The organism is Hyphobacterium sp. SN044 (assembly GCF_021864465.1).
GTDB lineage: Bacteria > Pseudomonadota > Alphaproteobacteria > Caulobacterales > Maricaulaceae > Hyphobacterium.
In genome coordinates this window covers 163,414-184,577 of sequence record NZ_JAKKUV010000003.1, presented here as the reverse complement: position 1 = coordinate 184,577, position 21,164 = coordinate 163,414, and the positions used below count along the sequence as shown (strand labels likewise).

General features: G+C 65.9%; 15 protein-coding genes and 1 tRNA gene. 3 read left to right on the top strand and 13 right to left on the bottom strand.

All coding sequences use genetic code 11. The features are described from left to right. Positions 1-2 precede the first annotated feature (2 nt). The 3 genes from L5876_RS06150 to L5876_RS06140 all read right to left on the bottom strand — a co-directional run bounded on the left by L5876_RS06150 (position 3) and on the right by L5876_RS06140 (position 6,259). Positions 3-2,711 carry a YadA-like family protein gene (locus tag L5876_RS06150; protein WP_236955266.1) on the bottom strand — a complete coding sequence of 903 codons (2,709 nt, stop codon included), beginning with the start codon at positions 2,709-2,711 and terminating at the stop codon, positions 3-5. A gap of 397 nt (positions 2,712-3,108) precedes the next feature. Then, positions 3,109-5,817 carry a YadA-like family protein gene (locus L5876_RS06145; protein WP_236955265.1) on the bottom strand — a complete coding sequence of 903 codons (2,709 nt, stop codon included), beginning with the start codon at positions 5,815-5,817 and terminating at the stop codon, positions 3,109-3,111. 366 nt (positions 5,818-6,183) lie between these two features. Then, positions 6,184-6,259: transfer RNA gene (locus L5876_RS06140), tRNA-Lys, on the bottom strand. 148 nt (positions 6,260-6,407) lie between these two features. On the opposite strand from L5876_RS06140, the gene L5876_RS06135 reads away from it, so the two are divergent. Beyond that, positions 6,408-7,013: a hypothetical protein gene (locus L5876_RS06135; RefSeq protein WP_236955264.1), complete on the top strand. Its 606-nt coding sequence runs from the start codon at positions 6,408-6,410 to the stop codon at positions 7,011-7,013. A gap of 88 nt (positions 7,014-7,101) precedes the next feature. Here L5876_RS06135 and tgt read toward each other — a convergent pair whose 3' ends face one another. From tgt to queA, 3 genes are read right to left on the bottom strand one after another with little or no spacing between them, the layout of a single operon-like run. Next, positions 7,102-8,226, bottom strand: coding sequence for a tRNA guanosine(34) transglycosylase Tgt (gene tgt / locus L5876_RS06130; RefSeq protein ID WP_236955262.1), 1,125 nt, complete (start codon positions 8,224-8,226; stop codon positions 7,102-7,104). Between the two features lie 43 nt (positions 8,227-8,269). Next, complete coding sequence (locus tag L5876_RS06125; protein ID WP_236955260.1) at positions 8,270-8,617, bottom strand: hypothetical protein; 348 nt, start codon at positions 8,615-8,617, stop codon at positions 8,270-8,272. Further along, complete coding sequence (gene queA / locus L5876_RS06120) at positions 8,614-9,681, bottom strand: tRNA preQ1(34) S-adenosylmethionine ribosyltransferase-isomerase QueA (RefSeq protein ID WP_236955258.1); 1,068 nt, start codon at positions 9,679-9,681, stop codon at positions 8,614-8,616. Before queA ends, L5876_RS06125 begins: the two co-directional genes overlap by 4 nt. A 94-nt stretch (positions 9,682-9,775) precedes the next feature. On the opposite strand from queA, the gene L5876_RS06115 reads away from it, so the two are divergent. Continuing rightward, positions 9,776-10,783, top strand: coding sequence for an endonuclease/exonuclease/phosphatase family protein (locus L5876_RS06115; protein ID WP_236955257.1), 1,008 nt, complete (start codon positions 9,776-9,778; stop codon positions 10,781-10,783). On the opposite strand, the gene L5876_RS06110 is transcribed toward L5876_RS06115, so the two are convergent. The 7 genes from L5876_RS06110 to ssb all read right to left on the bottom strand — a co-directional run bounded on the left by L5876_RS06110 (position 10,784) and on the right by ssb (position 18,006). Next, positions 10,784-11,698 carry a DUF6624 domain-containing protein gene (locus L5876_RS06110; RefSeq protein WP_236955256.1) on the bottom strand — a complete coding sequence of 305 codons (915 nt, stop codon included), beginning with the start codon at positions 11,696-11,698 and terminating at the stop codon, positions 10,784-10,786. 4 nt (positions 11,699-11,702) lie between these two features. After that, a complete protein-coding gene (locus L5876_RS06105; RefSeq protein ID WP_236955255.1) occupies positions 11,703-12,155 on the bottom strand; it encodes a peptidylprolyl isomerase in 453 nt (150 codons plus the stop codon). Positions 12,156-12,162: 7 nt separating this feature from the next. Next, complete coding sequence (locus L5876_RS06100) at positions 12,163-13,173, bottom strand: peptidylprolyl isomerase (RefSeq protein WP_236955254.1); 1,011 nt, start codon at positions 13,171-13,173, stop codon at positions 12,163-12,165. Further along, positions 13,170-13,661, bottom strand: coding sequence for a pantetheine-phosphate adenylyltransferase (gene coaD / locus L5876_RS06095; protein ID WP_039719011.1), 492 nt, complete (start codon positions 13,659-13,661; stop codon positions 13,170-13,172). Before coaD ends, L5876_RS06100 begins: the two co-directional genes overlap by 4 nt. 80 nt (positions 13,662-13,741) lie before the next feature. Beyond that, on the bottom strand, positions 13,742-16,549 hold the full coding sequence (gyrA, locus tag L5876_RS06090) for a DNA gyrase subunit A (protein ID WP_236955253.1): 2,808 nt from the start codon (positions 16,547-16,549) through the stop codon (positions 13,742-13,744). A 185-nt stretch (positions 16,550-16,734) separates the two neighbouring features. After that, a complete protein-coding gene (locus L5876_RS06085; RefSeq protein WP_236955252.1) occupies positions 16,735-17,424 on the bottom strand; it encodes a hypothetical protein in 690 nt (229 codons plus the stop codon). A gap of 90 nt (positions 17,425-17,514) precedes the next feature. Further along, complete coding sequence (ssb, locus tag L5876_RS06080; protein WP_236955251.1) at positions 17,515-18,006, bottom strand: single-stranded DNA-binding protein; 492 nt, start codon at positions 18,004-18,006, stop codon at positions 17,515-17,517. Positions 18,007-18,134: 128 nt separating this feature from the next. Here ssb and uvrA point away from each other — a divergent pair, with 128 nt between their 5' ends. Continuing rightward, a complete protein-coding gene (uvrA, locus tag L5876_RS06075) occupies positions 18,135-21,140 on the top strand; it encodes an excinuclease ABC subunit UvrA (RefSeq protein WP_236955249.1) in 3,006 nt (1,001 codons plus the stop codon). Positions 21,141-21,164: the final 24 nt, after the last annotated feature.

Here is a 21,164-nt window from a genome sequence, read left to right as displayed (position 1 = left end):
CTCTACCAGCCCCAGCGTACGCCGGCGCGCGCGCCGACCTCGCCGGTATCCGCACCGAAGCCGAAGCCCGCATTCACCGAAACGCGTTCGGTCAGCCGGGCCGCACCGGCGAAGGCCAGCGCATTGGCATCGTCATAGAAGCCGTAATTCGCGGACAAGGCGAAATTCTCGCCGCTCTGCAGTCCGGCGGTTCCGGCCATGGCCAGCGCCAGGGCAACACCGTCGCGATTGATCTCGACCTGATCGCCCTGCTGCCAGACTTCCGTCTGCAGATCGCTCAGATCGGTCCGCAACGTGGCGACATCGTCCTCCAGCGCCAGGATGCCGTCGGCATTCGCCATGATCGCGTCGGCGTTCGCACTGACAGCTCCCTCGTACGGATCGCCCGTATAGCGGAATCCGCCCCCGCCGCCGCGGGTCGCGACTTCACCGCCGCCGCCAGTGGACGGTCCGGGTCCCTCACCGGTCCGGCTGCGACCGTCAGGCAACCCCGACTCGCCGCGGTCGGCGACATCGACTTCACCGCCGGCAGAAGTGGCACCGCCGAGTTCGGCACGGATGGCCTGCATCTCGGCACGCATCGCCTCGACCTGAGCCCGCAGCGCGGCGACCTGGGCGTTCTCCACGCTCCGGCTAGCCGCCATCTCGGGATCGTCGGCACTGAAGCTGGACATCGCCATGGATTTCAGATTCCCGGCCGTGTCGGAGACGATCACATAATCGGCGCTGCCGACCTGGTTGCCCGGCGAGACGACGCCCGGCATGGCGTAGGAATAGGCCGAATTGCCGAGCATGATCTGCGTTTCCAGCGTCGTCATGGCGCCGGCGCCGATAGCCACGGAATTGAGATGATTGGCCTGGGCCTGACGGCCGAGCGCGATGGCATTCGTGGCCGTGGCGCGGGTGGCGTGGCCGAGCGCCATAGCAGCTTCGGCATCGGCTTGGGCCGTCGCACCGATCGCAGTGGCACGATCGCCGCTGGCAATGGTCAATTCGTCGCCATCCGTGTCGCCCTCTCCATCGAGGTCGTACCAGCCGCCGATCGCGACCGACCGGTTGCCGGTGGCATAGGTCAGCGCGCCATTGGCCAGGCTGTAGGTGCCGCTGGCCTGCGAGAAATAACCCTGGGCCACGCTGGCAAAGCCCGACGAACTCGACTGATAGCCAGTCGCCGTGGCGAGATAGCCGGACGCATTGGCAAATGCTCCGGTCGCAAGGCTGTAATCGCCCGACGCAGTCGCGTCCTGACCCATCGCGAAGGCGCTCGTGCCGGAGGCGGTCGTGCCGCCACCGATTGCCGTGGCACCTGACGCCATCGCACGCGAGTCGAGACCGAAGGCGATCGCGTTTTCCGCATCGGCGAGGGAATCGACGCCGAGAGCGATCGCATTCTCGGCATCAGCACGAGCGCCAGTGCTGTCGCCGTCATCGCCGTCGCCGCCGATCGAGATGGCGCCAACCCCGCCGGAATTCGCCATCCGCCCGATGGCGATCGCGTCGGTGGCGTTGCTCGCCGTCTCGGCGCGCGCACCGATCACGACGACACCATCTGCGTTCGTCGAGATGGAATCGCCGATCACGATCGCATCGTCTCCACCTGTTGACGCGAAATAGCCCAGCGCGATGGAGCGCTCGCCCAGTGCGTTCGACAGGGCACCAACGGCAGTGGAATCGTCTGCCGTGGCATCGGCAAGTGCCCCGATCGCAACAGCCTGAGGACCCGACGCCACAGCCTCCTGGCCAATCGCGACATTCTGATTGGACGTCGCGCTCGCCTGCGTGCCCAACGCCAGGGAATCCGTGGTCGTGACTTCGGCGCGGTCGCCGATCGCGATTGACGAAGATGCGCCAGCATCGGCCTGCCGCCCGATGGCGATACCGGCGACACCGCTCGAGACCGCGTCCTGGCCCAGGGCGATAGCCGCCGCAGCCGTCGCTTGCGCGCCCACGCTGTCAGGATCCGAGCCCTCGCCGCCGATCGCGATGGCACCGCCTCCGGATGCCGTCGTATCGACGCCGAGCGCAATGTCGTTGGAATCTTCGGCCGCCGCATTCTGCCCGATCGCGATGGCTGAGATGCCACCGGCGAACGCATCGTGGCCCAGTGCCGTTGCGTTGACGAAATTGGCGTCGGCATCGTGCCCGAGCGCTGTTGCGCGGTCTGCTGTCGCAGACGCAAATTGCCCGATCGCAACCGTTTCCGTGCCGGAGGCAAGGGCGGACTCACCCACCGCCGATGCACCCGAGCCGGTTGCGTCGGCCGAATAGCCCACAGCGACCGAGTTGGCCCCTCCGGCGTCGGCAAACCGGCCCAGGGCGGATGCCCGGATGGCATCGGCAGTCGAGTTGCTGCCGATCGCGGTTGTGTAGTCAGCGGTGCCGGTATCCGCGCCCTCCCCGCATTCCGTGCTGCCGATGCCTGACGCGGTATTGCAGCCGACATTGGCATCCGCCGGCTGGGAAACATCACCCGCTGCGGTCTGGACACGTACCACCCTGGGCACGACGTCCGCTACAGCGCGGAACCGCTCGCGGTCTTCGTCTTCCGATGGCTCCGGCGGCACGGTGAAGAGATAGCTTTCAGCGACCCGCTCGGCATCGGTTATTGCATCAATCCCAGAGTTTGAGGGCAGCTCATCGGCAGCAGCGGGGAATGCCAGCCCGGCAGCCATCACCAGGGTAAACACGGATGTGAATGTCGAAATCTTCAATTCAGCCTCCCTACGGCACATCCCGCGCCAAAAGGAAGTAGAAAGGAAACGGGGCGGCGCGGGGCGACCCCAGACTATTCACCGCGCAATCCCTCACCCTGCGCGAATATGTGCGCATACAAACATTTTGATTTTATCAAACAAGGGGGTTTTTATTACTTATTTCTATATCGCTTTGATAAGAAAATTGATTCTTTTTATATCTCTGAATCAGGGATCGGATCCGGCCGCCGGCCTGGCTCCCGCCTGCTCCCTTTCCTGTGCGTCCGGCAAACGGCATCGGCGCTTCCTTGGCGGGGCGACCCCGCGAAGGCGAACCTCAAACGCCTGCAACAAGGCCCGCCGGATCGCTCCGGCGGGCCTGATCACACTTGAACAGTCTGTGTTGGCAGTGCGGCTACCACCCCCACCGGACGCCGGCGCGGGCGCCGACCTCGCCGGTCTCCGCGCCCCAGCCCAGGCCGGCATTGAGCGTGAATTGCTCATTGATCCGCGCCGCGCCGGAAAAGGCCATCGCGTGGGCGTCGTCATAGAAGCCCCAGTTGGCCGACAGCGAGAAATTCTCCCCGCTCTCCAGCCCAGACATGCCGGACATGGCCAGCGCGATGGCGACGCCGTCGCGGTTGACCTCGATCTGATCGGCCTGGCTCCAGACCTGGGTTTGCAGCGTCGACAGATCGGTGCGCAGCGCGTTGACATCGTCCTGGATCGCCGTGATCGCACCGGTATTGGCCGTGATCGCGGCGAGATAGGTGTCCGACGTGCCCGTCGTGCGATAGCCGCCGCCACCACCGCCGACGGTCTGGAAACCACCGCCGCCCCCGGTTTCCGCTCCCGGATTGGTACCGTCCCCGGCACCCGGACGGCCATCACCTCCACCGTCGACGACATCAATGCCGCCGGCTTCCATCTGCGGCTCGCCGAAGATCTGCGCCCGGATCGCGGCCATCTCTGCTCGCATCTGCTCGACCTGCGCCTGCAGGGCGGCGACCTGGGCGTCACGCACGGACGTTGCCGTGTCGGGGCGATCCGAGGCCACGAGATTGGAAAAGGCGTAGGACTTCAGATTGCCCGCCGAGTCCGCGACCACGAAATAGTCGGCGCTGCCGACCTGGTTCGAGGGCGAGACCACGCCCGGCATGGCGTAGTTGAAGAAGCTGTTGCCGAACATGATCTGTTCGGTGGCTGTGGTCACCGCGCCGGGTCCGATCGCGACCGAATTGGTGTGCAGCGCCTGCGCTTGGCGCCCCAGCGCAATCGCGTTGACCGCCGAGGCCCGCGTCCCGAAGCCCAGCGCGAGAGCCGCTTCGGAATTGGCTTGCGCCATCGCGCCCAGCGCCAGCGAGCGGTCGCCGCTGGCGATGGTCAACTCGTCGGAATCGGTGTCGCCGCCGCCGTCATTGTCATACCAGCCACCGATCGCCACCGAGCGGTTGCCGGTGGCATAGGTCAGCGTGCCATTGGCCATCGAATAGGCGCCGCTGGAATAGGCGAAATAGCCCTGCGCCACGCTGCCCGTCCCGACCGCCTGCGCCCGGTGACCCGTCGCCGAGGAGAGATAGCCCGACGCGATGGCGTAGGACCCGATCGCCGCGGAATAGTCGCCAGAGGCGGTCGCATTCGGGCCCATGGCAAAGGCGTCCGTGCCGGACGCGTTGGCCTGATTGCCGATTGCGGCAGATCGGACCCCGGAACCGGTCGCATTGGAACCGAGCGCAATCGCGTAGTTCGCGGATGCGGCCGCCTCGTCACCCATGGCGATGGACGCGATCCCGGAGCCGTTCGCATTATCGCCGATCGCGATGGCGTTGGCCGCCGCGCCTTGTGCGTTGTTGCCGATCGCGACCGCGTCACTGGCAACGGCATCGGCGCTGAACCCGAGCCCGACAGCGCGGTCTCCTGTCGCCGAACCCACAGGGGCAATCGCGACCGAATTGGCACCGGACGCGACGGCATTCTGACCCATTGCTATGGCGAGTGTGCCGCTGGCCGTCGAATTGTTGCCGATCGCGATGGAATTGGCTTGCGACGCAACCGTGCTGTAGCCGATCGCGATCGAATAATTGTTCGAGGCCGCGCTTTGATAGCCCATGGCCACGCTGTAAAGGCCGCTGCCCGTCGCCTCGTAACCCACCGCGGTCGAGATCACACCGCTGGCTGTCGCTCTGCCTCCGAACGCGGTCCCTCCGGCCGCCGATGCGACAGCATCATTGCCGATCGCGATCGTATCGTCACCGGTCGCCTGAGCCCCGTTCGTGTCGCCATCCAAACCATCGCCGCCGATGGCGATCGACCGGGCTCCTCCGGCATTGGCACCGGCGCCAAGCGCCACGGTGTCGGACCCGGTCGCCGTTGCGTCCGGCCCGACGGCCACGGCATAAGTGCCCGTTGCCAAGGCACCGACCACGCCAGCATCGATACCGTCACCGCCAAGCGCCACGGAGCCGAGGCCAGTGGCTGAGCTCGACCGGCCAACGGCGACGGAACTCTCACCGGACGCTTGGGCGGCCTGACCGAAGGCCGACGCATTGATGGCGCCCGCGATGGCACTCTGCCCGACCGCCACAGTATTGATCGCTATCGCGTCCGCGTTGTGACCGAGCGCGGTCGCATCGGCGGCCGTCGCATCCGCCAGCCGCCCGAAGGCCGAGGACCGGTCTGCGGTAGCGTTTGAAGATGATCCGACTGCAGTCGCGAATTGCGCGGTTCCGGTGTTGGAATTGACGCCGCATTCGGTCGAAGAGTTACCACCCCCCCCCGTTGCACAGCCGACTCCTGCGGCTTGCGGGCTCGATACATCGCCCCCCGATGCGGCGACCAGCGGGAGGCGCACGACCAGCAGATCGCGGTCCTCGTCACGTTCGAACAGCCAGCTGTAGATCGGCAGGACGGACGACAGGCGGAATTCGCCGCCATTCTCGGCAATCCCGGCATCGGCCTCATCCTCCACCGTCACGGTATCGGCCGCCGTGTCGGCAAGCACCGCAGGAGTCTGGGCCAGTGCCAGTGTCATCAGACTGACCCCGGCAAGCAGGTGCTTCGCCCCGGAAACCGGCCAACGCTTCAGCTCCGCATCGGCGCGGAGAAAGGCAATTTCGCAAGACATGACGTACTCCCCTGTGACCGAGTCCGCTGCTGCGCGGCCTCTTCCCTCGGGAAAGTTTATCGTCTTTTTTCTGGTGCCTAAGCGAAATTTACCCGAACGGACCGGATGCCGCTCAGGTCATGACCTCGCTGGTCATGCCGCGTGTTGTCAGGTCACACACTCCCCGGCGGCCGCTTCGATGGGGCGTCCGGTCGCAGAATGCCGGGCAGCCTGAACCCACCCGTCGCGCGCTTGGAGCGGAGCGGCGGAGGATCAGAGCCCCGGACCATCAGGTCCGCAAGCGCGACCGCGCGACCGCAGCGGAGGCCGGCTCGTCCGGCCGAAAGCGAGGAGCGAAGCCCCGGAGGGACTGAGCATCGGAAGATTTGGTGAGCCCACAGGGATTCGAACCCTGGACCTACTGATTAAAAGTCAGTTGCTCTACCGGCTGAGCTATGGGCTCCCATAGGAGACGGGGAGGCCTATAGCGAAGCGCCTGCCCGGTCAACCGCGAGCCGCGCCCCGTTCCCATTCCCGGCCCCGTTCCCGGCCGTATTCTCGGCACTCCCATCGTCAGAAAAATGCCAGATTGCGCGTCCAGCCTTGTGCGCATGATCGGGATTCGAACCTTCACCGCCCTCGCCTTGGCTGCCCTCATCGTGACGGCTTGCGCCAGTTCGCGCCCCACGACCGGGGAGGCCGCCTATATCGGCATGAGCGAAACCCGCTCGGCCGTGTCCGACGCGATCGGCCTGCCGCGCGACCGCCCGGGCCCGGTGATGGTCGACCCGGGCGACGACACCGTCCCGACCCCCTATGGCGGGGAAGGCTCCCGCCGCGTCTGCTCGACGACCGCGCGCGACATTGCCCGGCTGACCGCCGTGCTCGGCCCCGACCAGATGCATGTGCCGGAAGAACGCAACGACGAGACCGCGGACGAGCGCGACTGGCGCGAGCGCGCCCAGATGTGGAGCGAACGCGGCGGCGGTGCCCTGGCAAGCGGCGCGCGCGACTTCTACCACTCCACCATCGTCGGCCTGAATCCGGCCCGCCCGGTGATCCGCTTTGTCGGCCGTGCCGGCGAGATCGAGCGCGAAGCCCGCGAACGCCGCGAAATGGCCGACAGCCGCCGCGCCTATCTGCGCGGCCTCTATGACGGTTTCGGTTGCGAGGAACGCTACCTCACGGAAGCGTTCGAGGAATACGGGCTGAATTGATTGTCCTCATACTGAGGAGCCGCCCTGTCCTGAGGAGCCGCCGCAGGCGGCGTCTCGAAGGGCGGGCGGCCTCGAAGGGCGAGGACAATCACTCGAACGCCCCGCTCTCCCAGCGCGCGTTGAAGTCCTTGCGGAATTCCGCGAACCGCCCCTCGGCGATCGCCGCGCGCATCCGCGCCATCAGCGACTGGTAGTAGGCGATATTGTGCCAGCTCAAGAGCATGGCCGCGAGATATTCGCCCGAGCGCACGAGGTGGTGCAGATAGGCACGGGAATAGTCCCGGCTGGCCGGGCAATCGAGGCGCTCGTCCAGCGGCTGCACGTCTTCCGCGAAGCGGGCATTCTTCAGATTGACCGGCCCGAAATCGCTCCACGCCTGGCCGTGCCGGCCCGAGCGCGTCGGCATCACGCAGTCGAACATGTCGATCCCGCGCGCCACGGCCTCGACGAGATCAATCGGCTTGCCGACGCCCATCAGATAGCGCGGCCGCTCCCCCGGCAGGTGCGGCACGACCGCATCCAGAACCGAACACATTGTCTCGAACCCCTCGCCCACGGCGAGCCCGCCGACGGCGTAACCGTCGAACCCGGTCTCGATCAGGCGTTCGGCGCTCTCCCGGCGGAGGTCTTCGTAGACACTGCCCTGCACGATGCCGAACAAATTCTGCCCGGCGCGCTCGCCGAAGGCGGCTTTCGAACGCTTGCCCCAGCGCAGCGACAGCTCCATCGAGGCGCGCGCCTCATCCTTCTCGCAGGGGAAGGGCGTGCATTCATCGAGCTGCATCGAGATGTCCGCGCCGAGGAGGTCCGCCTGGATCTCGATCGAGCGTTCCGGCGTCAGCATGTGCCGCGACCCGTCGATATGGCTGGAGAATTGAACACCTTCCTCACTCATCTTCCGCAGGGAAGCGAGCGACCAGACCTGGAACCCGCCAGAGTCGGTCAGCATCGGTCCGGACCAGCCGGAGAATGTGTGCAGACCGCCCAGCTTGTGGACCCGCTCCGCGCCCGGGCGCAGCATCAGGTGATAGGTGTTCCCGAGGATGATATCCGCCCCGGCCTCCCTCACCTGGTCCATGTAGAGCGCCTTCACCGTGCCGGCCGTGCCGACCGGCATGAAGGCAGGCGTACGGATCGTGCCGCGCGGCGTTTCGATCATGCCGGTGCGGGCCTCGCCATCCGTGGCGGCCAGTTTGAAGGGAAAAGCGGTCATGGCGCGGGGTGAAACCCGATTGCCGCGCCGAAGGCAAGCGCCCTCACCCGCGCCTCCACCACAACCGCCACGCCACCAGCGTGTAACCGATCGCCATTCCGGTACCCAGAACCGGTGCGATCAGGTGCGCCACCTCGTTGAGGAAGAACAGGTCCCTGACCCAGCGGTCGGTCCCGGCGACATGCTGCGCCAGCGACTGCAGCGGACAGACCCGGCCATTGATCGCAAGCCCCAGCGCAATGAAGGCGGAATAGCCGATCGAAACCCAAGTCCAGACGCCGATCCGGCCGGTCAGTCCGCTATAAATGACGTAGACAATGGCGAGCGCGTTCAGCGCGACGGCGAAGGTGTGGACACCGCGGATCAGGTCGAGCTGCAGCTCGGCACTCACGAACCCGCCTTCTCGATCAGACAGGCATCGCCATAGGAGAAGAAGCGGTATTCCGCGTCGATCGCGTGCCGGTAGGCGCGCATGATCGTCTCGTGCCCGGCCATCGCGCTGACCAGCATCATCAGCGTCGATTTCGGCAGGTGGAAGTTCGTGATCAGCGCGTCGGCAATGCGGAACTCATAGCCCGGCGTGATGAAGATTGCCGTCTCGCCGACCTCCGCGCCGATCCGTCCGTCCTCGTTCGCCGCGCTTTCCAGCGTGCGCAGCGCGGTCGTCCCGATCGGGATGACGCGCCGGCCTTCGTCTTTCGCACGCGAAATGGAGGCTGCGGCTTCTGCGGAGACCTCATACCACTCGGCATGCATCTTGTGCTCGGCGATGGCTTCGGACTTCACGGGCAGGAAGGTTCCCGCGCCGACATGCAGCGTCACGTCGACGAAGCCGACATCGGCGGCCTTCAGCGCGTCCATCAGCCGGTCGGTGAAATGCAGCCCCGCTGTCGGCGCGGCGACCGACCCGGTCTTGTCCGGCTTGGCGAACAGCGTCTGGTAGTCCGCCCTGTCCTGCTCGTCGGGCGCGCGCTTCGAGGCGATATAGGGGGGCAGGGGCGGCGCGCCGGCAATAGCGATGGCGGCATCGAGTTCTCCGCCTTCGCGGTCAAACTCCAGCACCACCTCGCCGCCCTCGCGCCTGGCTTCGACGCTCGCGGTCAGCGAACCGAAGCGGATCACATCGCCGACTTTCAGCCGTTTGGCCGGTTTCACGAAGGCGCGCCAGCTTTTCGCGTCGTCGCGGGTATGGAGATTGACTGAAATCCTCGCCGGTCCGCCCCCGCCCTCCGCGCGGGCATCGCGCTCCCCGGTCAGCGCGGCCGGCAGGACGTGCGTGTCATTGCACACCAGAAGATCGCCGGGGCGGAGGAGTTTCGGCAATTCCCGCACGCCGTGATCGGACAGGCTGCCGTCGCCGCGGACGTGCAGCAGCCGCGCGGAATCCCGCGGCCGCGCGGGGCGCAGCGCAATGCGCTCGTCAGGCAGGTGAAAGTCGAAATCAGAAAGTCGCAAGATTGCGGCCCGTGTATTGCCTCTGTGTCAGCATCCTGTTCATAGGACGGGTGTAATTTTTCCCGCCACCGTTTTTATCCGCAAGGATGTGTTTGTGCGCAGCTTCCTCGCCTTCACCGCGACGCTCGGCCTTGGCGTGCTCGCCGCCCTGATCTGGCTCGCACCGGTCTGGAATTTCGCCGACCTGTTCCGGCAGTTCTGGGCGCCGTTGACGCTGGCGTCCATCCTCGCCGCCATCACCGTGGTGATCTTCGGCAGGAAGCGCCAGCGTTGGGGCGCGCCATTGCTGGCCGCTCTGATCGCGGCACCGGGGATCCCGGAAACCCTGACGCCGGTTCTCGACATTCCGGTCACGCCGGCGTCCGGCACGCCCTTCACCGTGGCGACCCACAATGCCTGGGGCCGTAACGCGACGGTCGAAGCGGCGGCCGACCTGCTCACCGACACGAATGCCGACATCATCGCGCTCCAGGAGACCTGGGGGAATGCGTGGGGCTTGCCGACGCTTCTCGAGGAGAACTATCCCAATCAGGCGGCTTGCGACCGCTATGCCGTGGCGCTGGTCACGCGCTTCGAAATCGTGGACTCCGGATGCCTTGACTGGTGGTGGTGGATCACGCGTGAAGGGGCAGAGGATACGCCCTTCTTCCACGCGCCTCCCGCCGCCTGGGCGACGATCCGCCTTCTCGATGGACGCGAGATCACCGTCGCCTCGGTTCACCTCACCTGGCCTGATCCGCTGCGGCACCAGAACGAGCAGCGCGAGGGCCTCGCCCTCATGCTGGAGGCCTTTCCCCAGGACCGGCTGATCGTGATGGGCGACTTCAACTCCGCTGCTCCGTCACGCGCCCTCGCCCGCATCGAGGACGATCTCGGACTGCGGCGCATCACGCACGCTCTGTCCACCTGGCCGTCGGAAAGCATGTGGGCCGGCTATGCCGGCCGCACCGTGACAATTCCGACCATGATGGCGGGGATCGACCACATTCTGGTCGGCAGGGACTTCGAGGACCGCGCGGTCGAGCGCCTGCCCGACTCCGGCAGCGACCACCGTCCGATCTTGGCGCGATTGACGCTCATGATGGACCCGAACGCCGACTGATCAGCCGCCGCAGCGCTGCGCCGCCATCTGGTCGAGATCGCGCTGGACGGGACCGAGCCCCATCGTGCCGCGCCGGGCATCGAGCGTGTCCGGGTCTTCGACCGGTTTCAGGTCCAGCGTCCCGTCCGCATTGCAGGCATCCATCGGCTGCGTGCCATAGCGTTGCAGCTGTCCGGTATTCACCGCCACCCGGTCCCAGAGATAGGCATAGTCCTGCCGCCGGACTCCGCCGCTTTCCAGATAGGGCTCCATCCGGGTCAGCACATCGCGCTGGAAGTGCGGATCGTGATCGGCATGCTGCGCAATCAGCCAGGCCTGACTGGATGTACGCGGGCCAAACCGCTCGCGGTCGATCCAGTCGTAAAGCTCGAGCGCCTCGCGCAAGCCCTCGGTCGCGTTGTAGTCGTTCGCGATGACATGCGCCGTCGCCCGGCGGTAGGCCCACCAGGCCGCACCCGTCCGGTCTTCCGTGTTGAGTTGGAGATAGGCCAGCCGGCCGGCCTGGTCGGTCACCCACAGATCGCGCAGCATCACCTGGATGCGGGCAATGTCCGGGTCGCGGGACTCCCGGAAACGGGACTCCCGGCGAAGCCGGTTCTCGTGCGGCTCCAGCGCGTCGGCGAGCCAGTTGCTGCCCGCGGCGAATAGGGCATAGCAATCACTCGTGCCTTCGGGCTGCGCTGCCGCGATATCCATGCCGGCCGTGACCAGCGCCGCGGCGGCCCGCTCGCGCGGGTGGATGTCGGTCTTGTCGCGCGTGAGCGCTTCGCGGGCCAGGGCCAGAACGTCGTCCGGCACCGGCTCTTCGCAATAATCATGCGTGCCGGCGACCACAGGGTCGCTCAAGAGATGGGCGGGGAGCCCCTCGGGCATCTGGAACACCATCGCCGCGATCAGCCCCCCGAACCCGAACACTGCCTCAGGCCGCTTCCGTGCGGGCCTTCACGATCTTGCCCGGCGAGCGCGGCGGCTCACCCTTGGGCAGCGCGTCGACATGTTCCATGCCGTCCACGACCTCGCCCCAGACCGTGTATTGCCGGTCGAGATAGGGCACCGCGTCGAGGCAAATGAAGAACTGGCTGTCGGCGGAATTCGGATCGCTGGCGCGGGCCATCGAACACGCGCCGCGCACATGCTTGCCTTCGTTGAACTCGGCCGGAATGTGCTGGCCGGAACCGCCCATGCCATTCCCGTTCGGGCAACCGCCCTGTGCAACGAAGCCGTCGATCACGCGATGAAAGGTCAGGCCGTCATAGAAGCCGTCATTGGCCAGCTCCTTGATGCGGGCCACATGCTTCGGCGCCAGATCCGGGCGCAGCTTGATCGTGACGTCGCCGCTTTCCAGCGTGAAGATCAGGTTGTCATCAGCCATTCTGGGCTTACTCCTCGATACGGACAGGGATGTCGATTTCACAGATGTCGGGCAGTTCGCCGTTGGACGCGCGCTGCGTGTCCAGCCAGCTGGCAAACGCCGCGGAATTGGTGTCGGCGACCTGGACGGTCACCTGCTGCTCTTCCGGCAGGTCGGAGCCGACGCGAATGATGCGGATCGTGTCCGGCTGGAAGCCCGGATTTTCGCCCATCGTACCGACATTGATGTCGTCGACCGCGCCCTGGCCCACGCGCACCCGGCCCCAGACAGTGTACTGCGCGTTCAAATGCTCGGCATTGCCGCGGGTGATGTAGAACTGGCTGCCCGCGCTGTCGGGATTGGACGTCCGCGCCATCGCGGCCGCGCCCTGGCAGTGCAGCAGCCAGGAATTCACCCGGCCATCACCGGTGATCGCGGCCTGCACCGACGGGTCGGTGCCGATCGGGAAGCCGTTCCAGAAGCCGGCCTTGGCGATGCGGCGGTCGGAGCGGTCATTGACCATGCGGTCCTGGATCTCGACGACCGGCTCTGCATTCGGATCGCGGCGGGTGGTGAATTCGGCCTGCATGTCCGGCAGATCGGTCGACCAGGCGGGATTGGTCCGCGCGCCGCCGGCCTGCGCCATGAAGCCGTCGATCACCCGGTGGAAGACCAGCCCGTCATAAAAGCGCGCATCGGCCAGTTCACGCATCCGCTCGACATGGTTGGGCGCGAATTCCGGGGCCATCTCGACGATGATCCGGCCATGATCGGTGTCGATATAGAGCAGGTTGTCCTGATCGACCGTGCGCCAGGCGTCATCCGGCAGATCGTAATCCGGCAGGGTTTCGTTGATCGGCGCATAGGTCGGCGTCGACTGCATCAGCGCCGCCATGCGGGTGGACGGGCTGCCATCGGCTTCCGCTGCAGCGGAGGGGTTTTCCGCTTCGGCTTCCGTCAGTTCAGTCGTTTCCGAACCGCAGGCGGTTGCGGACATGGACAGCACGATCAGGCTGACCGGCCAGAGTGTCTTGATCACGCGAACTTCTCCATCAGCTTGTCTTGCACGGCGGGCGGTACGAAGGCCCGCGTGTCCCCGCCGAGGCGGGCAATTTCCTTCACGAGGCGCGACGCCACCGCCTGGTGGCGGGGGTCGGCCATGAGGAACACGGTTTCGATGTCGGGATTGAGGCGCTGGTTCATCCCGACCATCTGGAATTCGTATTCGAAGTCCGACACGGCCCTGAGGCCGCGCACGATGATCTGCGCCCCCACCTCCTCCGCGAAATGCATCAGCAGGGAGGAGAACGGCTTCACCTCGATCGTGGTGTCGCCGGGGATGCGCGCCGCTTCGGCCTCGGTCATGGCGACGCGTTCCTCGAGCGAGAAGAGCGGTCCCTTGCCCTCGTTGATCGCAACGCCAATCACCAGATGATCGACCAGCTTCACGGCCCGCTTCATGATGTCGAGATGACCATTGGTCAGCGGGTCGAACGTGCCCGGGTAGAGCGCGACGCGGCGGGGCATGTCGGGCCTCCTTCAGGCTGGCATCCGGCCGGTGCGGACCCTAGCCGCACTCGGCGCGAACCGGCAAGGCGGTCGGGCTTCTATTCCTCGCCGCCCGTTTCGCCGGCGTCCGGCGCATTGCCTTCCGGTGCCTCACCGGCGGCTTCTGCACCGTCCTCGTCCTCGCTCTCCTCGATCCGGATCACCGAGGCGACGTTTTCGCCTTCGTTGAGACGGATCAGGCGAACGCCCTTGGTGGCCCGCGCCGCGATGCGCACCGTATCGACCGGGAAGCGGATCAGCTGCCCGCCATCGGTCACGGCCATCACCGTGTCGCCCTCACCCACGATGAAGCAGGCGGCGAGCGGCTCTGGGAAGCGCTTGTCCTTCGTCCAGACGCCCTGGCCGCCACGGCCCTGACGGAAGTATTCGTAGGACATGACGCGCTTGCCGAGGCCCGACTGGGCCACGGTCAGCAAGAGCTGCTCATTGCTCTTCATTTCCATGTAGCGGACCGGCGACAGCGTGATCTCCTCGCCGTCCTCGCCCTCGTCGCCATCGGCCTCGACGACCTCGTCGATCATCTCGGCATCCTCGTCATCGCTGCGCAATTCGGCGCGGCGCTGCTTGAGGTAGGCGCGAACTTCGGCGCGCGACACGTCGAGCGCGTTGAGGATCGCCATCGAGATCAGCGCGTCGCCCTTCTCCATCCGGATCCCGCGCACGCCGGTCGAATTGCGGCTGGCGAAGACGCGGACATCGTCGACCGGGAAGCGGATCGCCTTGCCCTTGGCGGTGACCAGAAGCACGTCCTGATCGGCGGTACACAAACGCACGCCGACAATCCCGCCATCGCCCTCGTCGAGCTTCATGGCAATCTTGCCGTTGCGGTTCACCTGCACGAAATCGGACAGCTTGTTGCGGCGCACCGTGCCTGCCGTCGTGGCGAACATGACGTCCAGCTTGTCCCACTCGCTCTCGTCTTCCGGCAGCGCCATCACCGAGGTGATGATCTCGCCCTCGTCGAGCGGGAACATGTTGACCAGCGCCTTGCCGCGCGTGTTCGGCGCGCCCTGCGGGAGGCGCCAGGTCTTGGTCTTGTAGACCATGCCGTTTGACGAGAAGAACAGCAGCGGCGCGTGCGTCGAGGCGACGAACAGCGTCGCGACGAAATCCTCGTCCTTCATCGACATGCCGGACCGGCCCTTGCCGCCGCGGCGCTGCGCCCTGTATTCGGTCAGCGGCGTGCGCTTGACGTAGCCGCCATGCGTCACCGTCACGACCATTTCCTCGCGGGCGATCAGGTCTTCGTCCTCGATCTCCAGCTCGACATCGAGGATTTCGGTCCGCCGCGGGACGGCGAATTTCTCGCGTGCCTCGGTCAGCTCGTCGCGAATGATCTGGATCACGCGCGGGCGCGACCGGAGAATGTCGAGCAGGTCGCGGATCTGCTCGGCGAGACCCTCGGCCTCATTGCCGATTTCCTCGCGGCCGAGACCCGTCAGGCGGTTCAGGCGCAGGTCGAGAATGGCCTTGGCCTGTTCCTCGGTCAGCTTCAGCGTCTGACCGTCCGAGATCACCGAACGCGGATCGGCCACCAGCTTCACCAGCGGCGCGACATCGGCCGCCGGCCAGTCGCGCGACATCAGCTGTTCGCGCGCCGTCGCCGGGTTCGGCGCTGCGCGGATAAGCGCGATGACCTCGTCGATATTCGCCACGGCCAGCGCGAGACCGATCAGGACGTGGGCGCGGTCGCGGGCCTTCGACAGTTCGAACTTGGCGCGGCGCGCCACGACCTGTTCGCGGAATTTCAGGAAGGTTTCGAGATAGCCCCGAAGCCCCATCAGCTGCGGGCGTCCGCCGACCAGAGACAGCATGTTCACGCCGAAACTCTGCTGCATCGGCGACCAGCGGTAGAGCTGGTTCAGGATCACTTCCGGATTGGCGTCGCGCTTCATCTCGATCACGACGCGCATGCCCGAACGGTCGCTCTCGTCACGCAGATCGGCGATCCCCTCGATGCGCTTCTCGCGCACGAGATCGGCGATCTTCTCGATCATCGACGCCTTGTTCACCTGGTAGGGGATGGCGTGAACGATGATCGCCTCGCGCTCCTTGCGGACCGTTTCGATCGTCGTCTTCGCGCGCATTATCACCGAGCCGCGCCCGGTCATCAGCGCACTGCGCGAACCCGCGCGGCCGACGATCTGCGCGCCGGTCGGGAAGTCCGGGGCCGGGACGATGTCGAGAAGCTCGATATCGGTCAGTTCGGGATTGTCGAGCAGCGCCAGCGCCGCGTCGACGACTTCGCCCAGATTGTGCGGCGGGATGTTGGTCGCCATGCCGACGGCGATACCGCCGCCGCCATTGACCAGGAGGTTCGGATAGCGCGCCGGCAGGACCACCGGCTCCTTTTCCGAGCCGTCATAGTTCTCGGTGAAATCGACCGTCGCCTTGTCGATGTCGGCCAGCAGCGCCTCGGCCGGCTTGTCCATGCGCACTTCGGTGTAACGCATCGCGGCGGGCGGATCGCCGTCGACCGAGCCGAAATTGCCCTGACCGTCGAGCAGGGTCAGGCCCATCGAGAAGTCCTGCGCCATGCGCGCCAGCGCGTCATAGACCGCCTGGTCGCCGTGCGGGTGGTATTTACCGATCACGTCACCGACGACGCGGGCCGACTTCCGGTACTGCTTGTCGTGGGTATAGCCCTGCTCGTGCATCGACCACAGGATGCGGCGGTGCACCGGCTTCAGCCCGTCGCGCGCATCGGGAATGGCGCGGCTCACGATCACGCTCATCGCATAATCGAGATAGGAGCGCCGCATCTCGTCTTCGATCGCGATGCTCGGTCCGCTGTCTCCGCCCGGCGGAATGGCGCCCGGGGTCAGATCGTCGTTCTCGTCGCTCAAGGAAGCCCTCTTGCCGGGTCGCGGCCGGATCGCAAATCCGGCCCTGAAACGGGAGCGCCGCAAGCAGAATCGCGCGGCGCTGTTCTGGCCTCGTTTCTAGCAATTCGGGGCATGTGGGGCAAACGCGGGAGACCGCCCGTGTGCAGACGATTTCCGCGCCAGATAGCGGGCGAGAATCCGGCCGCTTACTGCTCGGCGATCGCCGTCGCCAGCGCGTTGATGTTCGCCAGCATGTTGTTGCGGATCGTGTCCTGGATCGGCGGCCACTGGTTCGGCAGCTTCAGCCACTCGTTCCGCGTCAGCGTCGCGCCGTTCTGCGCAGCGTAGAAGGCGCTGTCACCCGACGAGCAGATCCACCAGGGCGAGGTCGTATGCGTGAAGCTTTCGCCCGACGAATAGACTTCCGACAGTTGCGCCCGGACCATTTCCGCGTCCGCCATCAGCGGCGCGATGTCTTCCTGCGCGAACTGGTCGACCAGCGCGATCGCCTCAAGCGCCGAGGAATCGACGCAGCGCTGACCGTCATAGATCATTCGCGAGCGGGCGAGGAAATAGGCGTAGAGCGCCTGCTCCGGCGCGTAGGACGCATAGCGGCGCGCGGCCTCCATCAGGAAGATCGGCGCGGTGTTGTTGCGTTCTTCCCAGATCCGGGACGCGATCTCGGCATCGCGTTCGCGCGGCAGGTCGTGCAGCAGCGCGACTTCCATGAACACGTCACCGAACGCGTCCTGCCCGACAATCATGATGTTCACCGCGTTCTCGCCGATCTGCGAATGCATCAGCTCCGGCGTACGCGTGCCGTCATCGGACTGCGCAAGCGCGGGTCCGGCGAGGCTGGCAGCGGCAACAGTGGCAAGGGCGAAACGACGCAACATGGGTGAACTCCGTCCTGGTGTCTGGCTCAGTCTAGCAAAAGGCGGGCCGGTTGCCCGGCCCGCCTGCAGTAAATCCCGGACAGGTTCGGATCAGAACGGAATTTCGTCGTCGAGATCGTCATTGCGGAAGTCTTCGCGGCCACCGCCGCCGCCTCCGCTGGAACGGCCACCGCCGCCAGCGCCGCCGCCGAAGCTGTCGTCGGAGTCATAGCCTCCGCCGCCACCGCCGCCACGGCTGTCGAGCATGTGCAGTTCGCCGCGGAAACGTTGCAGGACGACTTCCGTTGTATAGCGGTCATTGCCGTCGCGATCCTGCCACTTGCGCGTCTGCAGCTGGCCCTCGACGTAAACCTTGGAGCCCTTCTTCAGATAGTTCTCCGCCACCTTCACGAGGTTCTGGTCGAACATGACGACGTTGTGCCATTCCGTCTTTTCGCGGCGTTCGCCGGAATTCTTGTCGCGCCACGTCTCCGACGTCGCGATGCGGATATTGGCAACCTTGTCGCCCGAATTGAGCGAGCGGATTTCCGGGTCGGCGCCCAGATTGCCCACCAGGATGACTTTGTTGACGCTTCCGGCCATAACCCCATCTTCTCCATGCTCGCGTGCGTTTCCAGGATGGACGCACGATATTTGTTCACATAATGTTCCGCAGGTCAAACGCCCGCGAGTCGGGGCGATGTTGAACCCACCGGGGTAGCGAAGTCCACATGGCCGAACCGCTGAAATCCATCCGCGTGCAGGGTGCGCGCGAACACAATCTGAAAAACGTCTCGGTGGAACTGCCGCGCGACGAACTGATCGTGTTCACCGGCCTGTCGGGATCGGGCAAGTCCTCCCTCGCCTTCGACACCATCTACGCCGAGGGTCAGCGCCGCTATGTGGAAAGCCTGTCGGCCTATGCGCGCCAGTTTCTGGAGCTGATGTCGAAGCCGGACGTGGACTCAATCGAGGGCCTCTCCCCGGCAATTTCGATCGAGCAGAAGACGACGTCGAAGAATCCGCGCTCCACTGTCGCGACGGTCACCGAGATCTACGACTACATGCGCCTGCTCTGGGCGCGGGTCGGCATCCCCTATTCGCCAGCGACCGGCCTGCCGATTGAAAGCCAGACCGTCAGCCAGATGGTCGACCGGCTGATGGAATTGCCGGAAGGCACGCGCCTCTACCTGCTCGCCCCGGTCGTCCGAGGCCGCAAGGGCGAATACCGCAAGGAATTCGCCGAGTGGTTGAAGGCCGGCTTCCAGCGCGTGAAGGTCGACGGCGAATTCTACCCGCTTGAAGAGGCCCCGGCGCTCGACAAGAAATACAAGCACGACATCGATGTGGTTGTGGACCGCGTCGTCGTGCGCGAAGGCATGGAACAGCGCTTCGCGGAATCGCTCGAAGCCGCCCTGCGCCTCGCCGACGGCCTCGCCGCGGCGGAATTCGCCGATGCGGTCGACCTGCCCGAAGCTCAGGCCGGGGCCGGCGGCTTGAAGGAAGCGCCCGCCGCCTTCCTGTCCCCCGATGCCGAGGCGGAACAGGCCGCCGCGCCTTCGGACGTTCAGTGGGGCCAGAAGTCGCGCTACGAGAAGGGCGACCGGCTGATCTTCTCGGAAAATTTCGCCTGCCCGGTCTCCGGTTTCACCATCCCGGAGATCGAGCCGCGCCTGTTCTCGTTCAACAATCCCTTCGGCGCCTGCCCGGCTTGTGACGGGCTCGGCCAGTCGCTGAAATTCGACGAGGACCTCGTTGTCCCGGACCGTGAGAAAAGCCTCTATGACGGCGCCATCGCGCCGTGGAACCGGGCGACCTCGAAACTCTACCAGCAGACGCTCGACGCGCTGGCCAAGCATTTCGGCGCCGACATGTTCAAGCCCTGGCGCGAACTGCCCGAGGCCTTCCGCCAGACCGTGCTGCAGGGCACGCCCGACAAGATCAGATTCCGCTACGAGGACGGGCTTCGCACCTTCGAGACGACCAAGTCATTCGAGGGCGTGATCCCGAACCTGGAACGCCGCTGGCGCGAGACCGATTCCAGCTGGGTGCGCGAGGATCTCGGCCGCTTCCAGTCGGCCCAGCCCTGCGAGACCTGCCACGGCAAGCGCCTGCGCCCGGAGGCCCTGGCGGTTCGGATCGCCGGTCAGGACATTTCCCAGGCCAGCGAGCTGTCGATCCGCAATGCGGCGGACTGGTTCGGCAGTCTCGAAAAGGGCTTCACCCCGAAGCAGAAGGCGATCGCCGAACGCATTTTGAAGGAAATCCGCGAGCGGCTGAAATTCCTCGTCGATGTCGGCCTCGACTACCTCACCCTCGACCGCGCCTCCGGCACGCTGTCGGGCGGCGAAAGCCAGCGCATCCGCCTCGCCAGCCAGATCGGTTCGGGCCTGACCGGCGTGCTCTACGTGCTCGACGAACCGTCGATCGGCCTGCACCAGCGCGACAACACAAGACTGCTGGACTCCCTGCGCGGCCTGCGCGATCTCGGCAACACCGTCATCGTCGTGGAGCATGACGAGGAAGCCATCCTGACCGCCGACTATGTCGTCGATCTCGGCCCCGCCGCCGGTGTGCATGGCGGCGAGATCGTCGCCCACGGCAAGCCGGAGGAAATCGCCGCCAATCCGAAAAGCCTGACCGGGCAATACCTGTCCGGCGCCCGCGTCATCGACGTGCCGAAGGCCCGCCGCCCGATCGACAAGAAGCGGGTGATCCGGGTGTCCGGCGCCACCGGCAACAATCTGAAAAACGTCACCGCCGAATTCCCGCTTGGCGTCTTCACCTGCATCACCGGCGTGTCGGGTGGCGGCAAGTCGACCCTGACGATCGAGACGCTCTACAAGGCCGCCACGCGCCAGCTGAACGGCACCCAGACCGTCCCGGCGCATTACGACCGGATCGAGGGCCTCGAACAGCTCGACAAGATCATCGACATCGACCAGTCGCCGATCGGCCGCACCCCGCGCTCCAACCCGGCGACCTATACCGGCGCCTTCACCCCGATCCGCGACTGGTTCGCCGGCCTGCCGGAATCCCAGGCGCGCGGCTACAAGCCGGGCCGGTTCAGCTTCAATGTGAAGGGCGGGCGCTGCGAGGCCTGCCAGGGCGACGGCGTCGTGAAGATCGAGATGCACTTCCTGCCCGACGTCTTCGTCCCGTGCGATGTCTGCCACGGCAAGCGCTTCAACCGCGAGACGCTGGAAGTCACCTTCAAGGGCAAGTCGATCGCCGACGTGCTCGACATGACGGTCGAGGAAGGCGCGGACTTCTTCAAGGCGGTCCCCTCGATCCGCGACAAGATGGTCACACTGGAACGTGTCGGCCTCGGCTATGTGAAGATCGGCCAGCCCGCGACCCAGCTGTCGGGCGGCGAGGCGCAGCGCGTGAAACTGTCGAAGGAATTGTCGAAGCGGGCGACCGGCAAGACGCTCTACATCCTCGACGAGCCCACGACCGGCCTGCATTTCGAGGACGTGAAGAAGCTGCTCGAAGTGCTCCACGAACTGGTCGAGCAGGGCAATTCGGTGGTGGTGATCGAGCACAATCTCGACGTCATCAAGACTGCCGACTGGCTGATCGATCTCGGTCCGGAAGGCGGCGATGGCGGCGGCGAGATCGTCGCCGTAGGCACACCGGAAGACGTGGCGAAGGTCGAGCGCAGCTGGACCGGGCGCTACCTCGCCCCGCTGCTCGAACGTGACCGCGCCCGGCAGGTGAAGAAGAAGCGGGCCTAGGCCAACCGGCCCGGCCCGCCTCTC

Excerpts from the sequence above, each read along its gene's own strand:
- L5876_RS06145 (WP_236955265.1), bottom strand. The coding sequence starts at position 5,817 with ATGTCTTGCGAAATTGCCTTTCTCCGCGCCGATGCGGAGCTGAAGCGT.
- L5876_RS06135 (WP_236955264.1), top strand. The coding sequence starts at position 6,408 with ATGATCGGGATTCGAACCTTCACCGCCCTCGCCTTGGCTGCCCTCATC.
- tgt (WP_236955262.1), bottom strand. The coding sequence starts at position 8,226 with ATGACCGCTTTTCCCTTCAAACTGGCCGCCACGGATGGCGAGGCCCGC.
- L5876_RS06105 (WP_236955255.1), bottom strand. The coding sequence starts at position 12,155 with ATGGCTGATGACAACCTGATCTTCACGCTGGAAAGCGGCGACGTCACG.
- coaD (WP_039719011.1), bottom strand. The coding sequence starts at position 13,661 with ATGCCCCGCCGCGTCGCGCTCTACCCGGGCACGTTCGACCCGCTGACC.
- L5876_RS06085 (WP_236955252.1), bottom strand. The coding sequence starts at position 17,424 with ATGTTGCGTCGTTTCGCCCTTGCCACTGTTGCCGCTGCCAGCCTCGCC.
- ssb (WP_236955251.1), bottom strand. The coding sequence starts at position 18,006 with ATGGCCGGAAGCGTCAACAAAGTCATCCTGGTGGGCAATCTGGGCGCC.
- uvrA (WP_236955249.1), top strand. The coding sequence starts at position 18,135 with ATGGCCGAACCGCTGAAATCCATCCGCGTGCAGGGTGCGCGCGAACAC.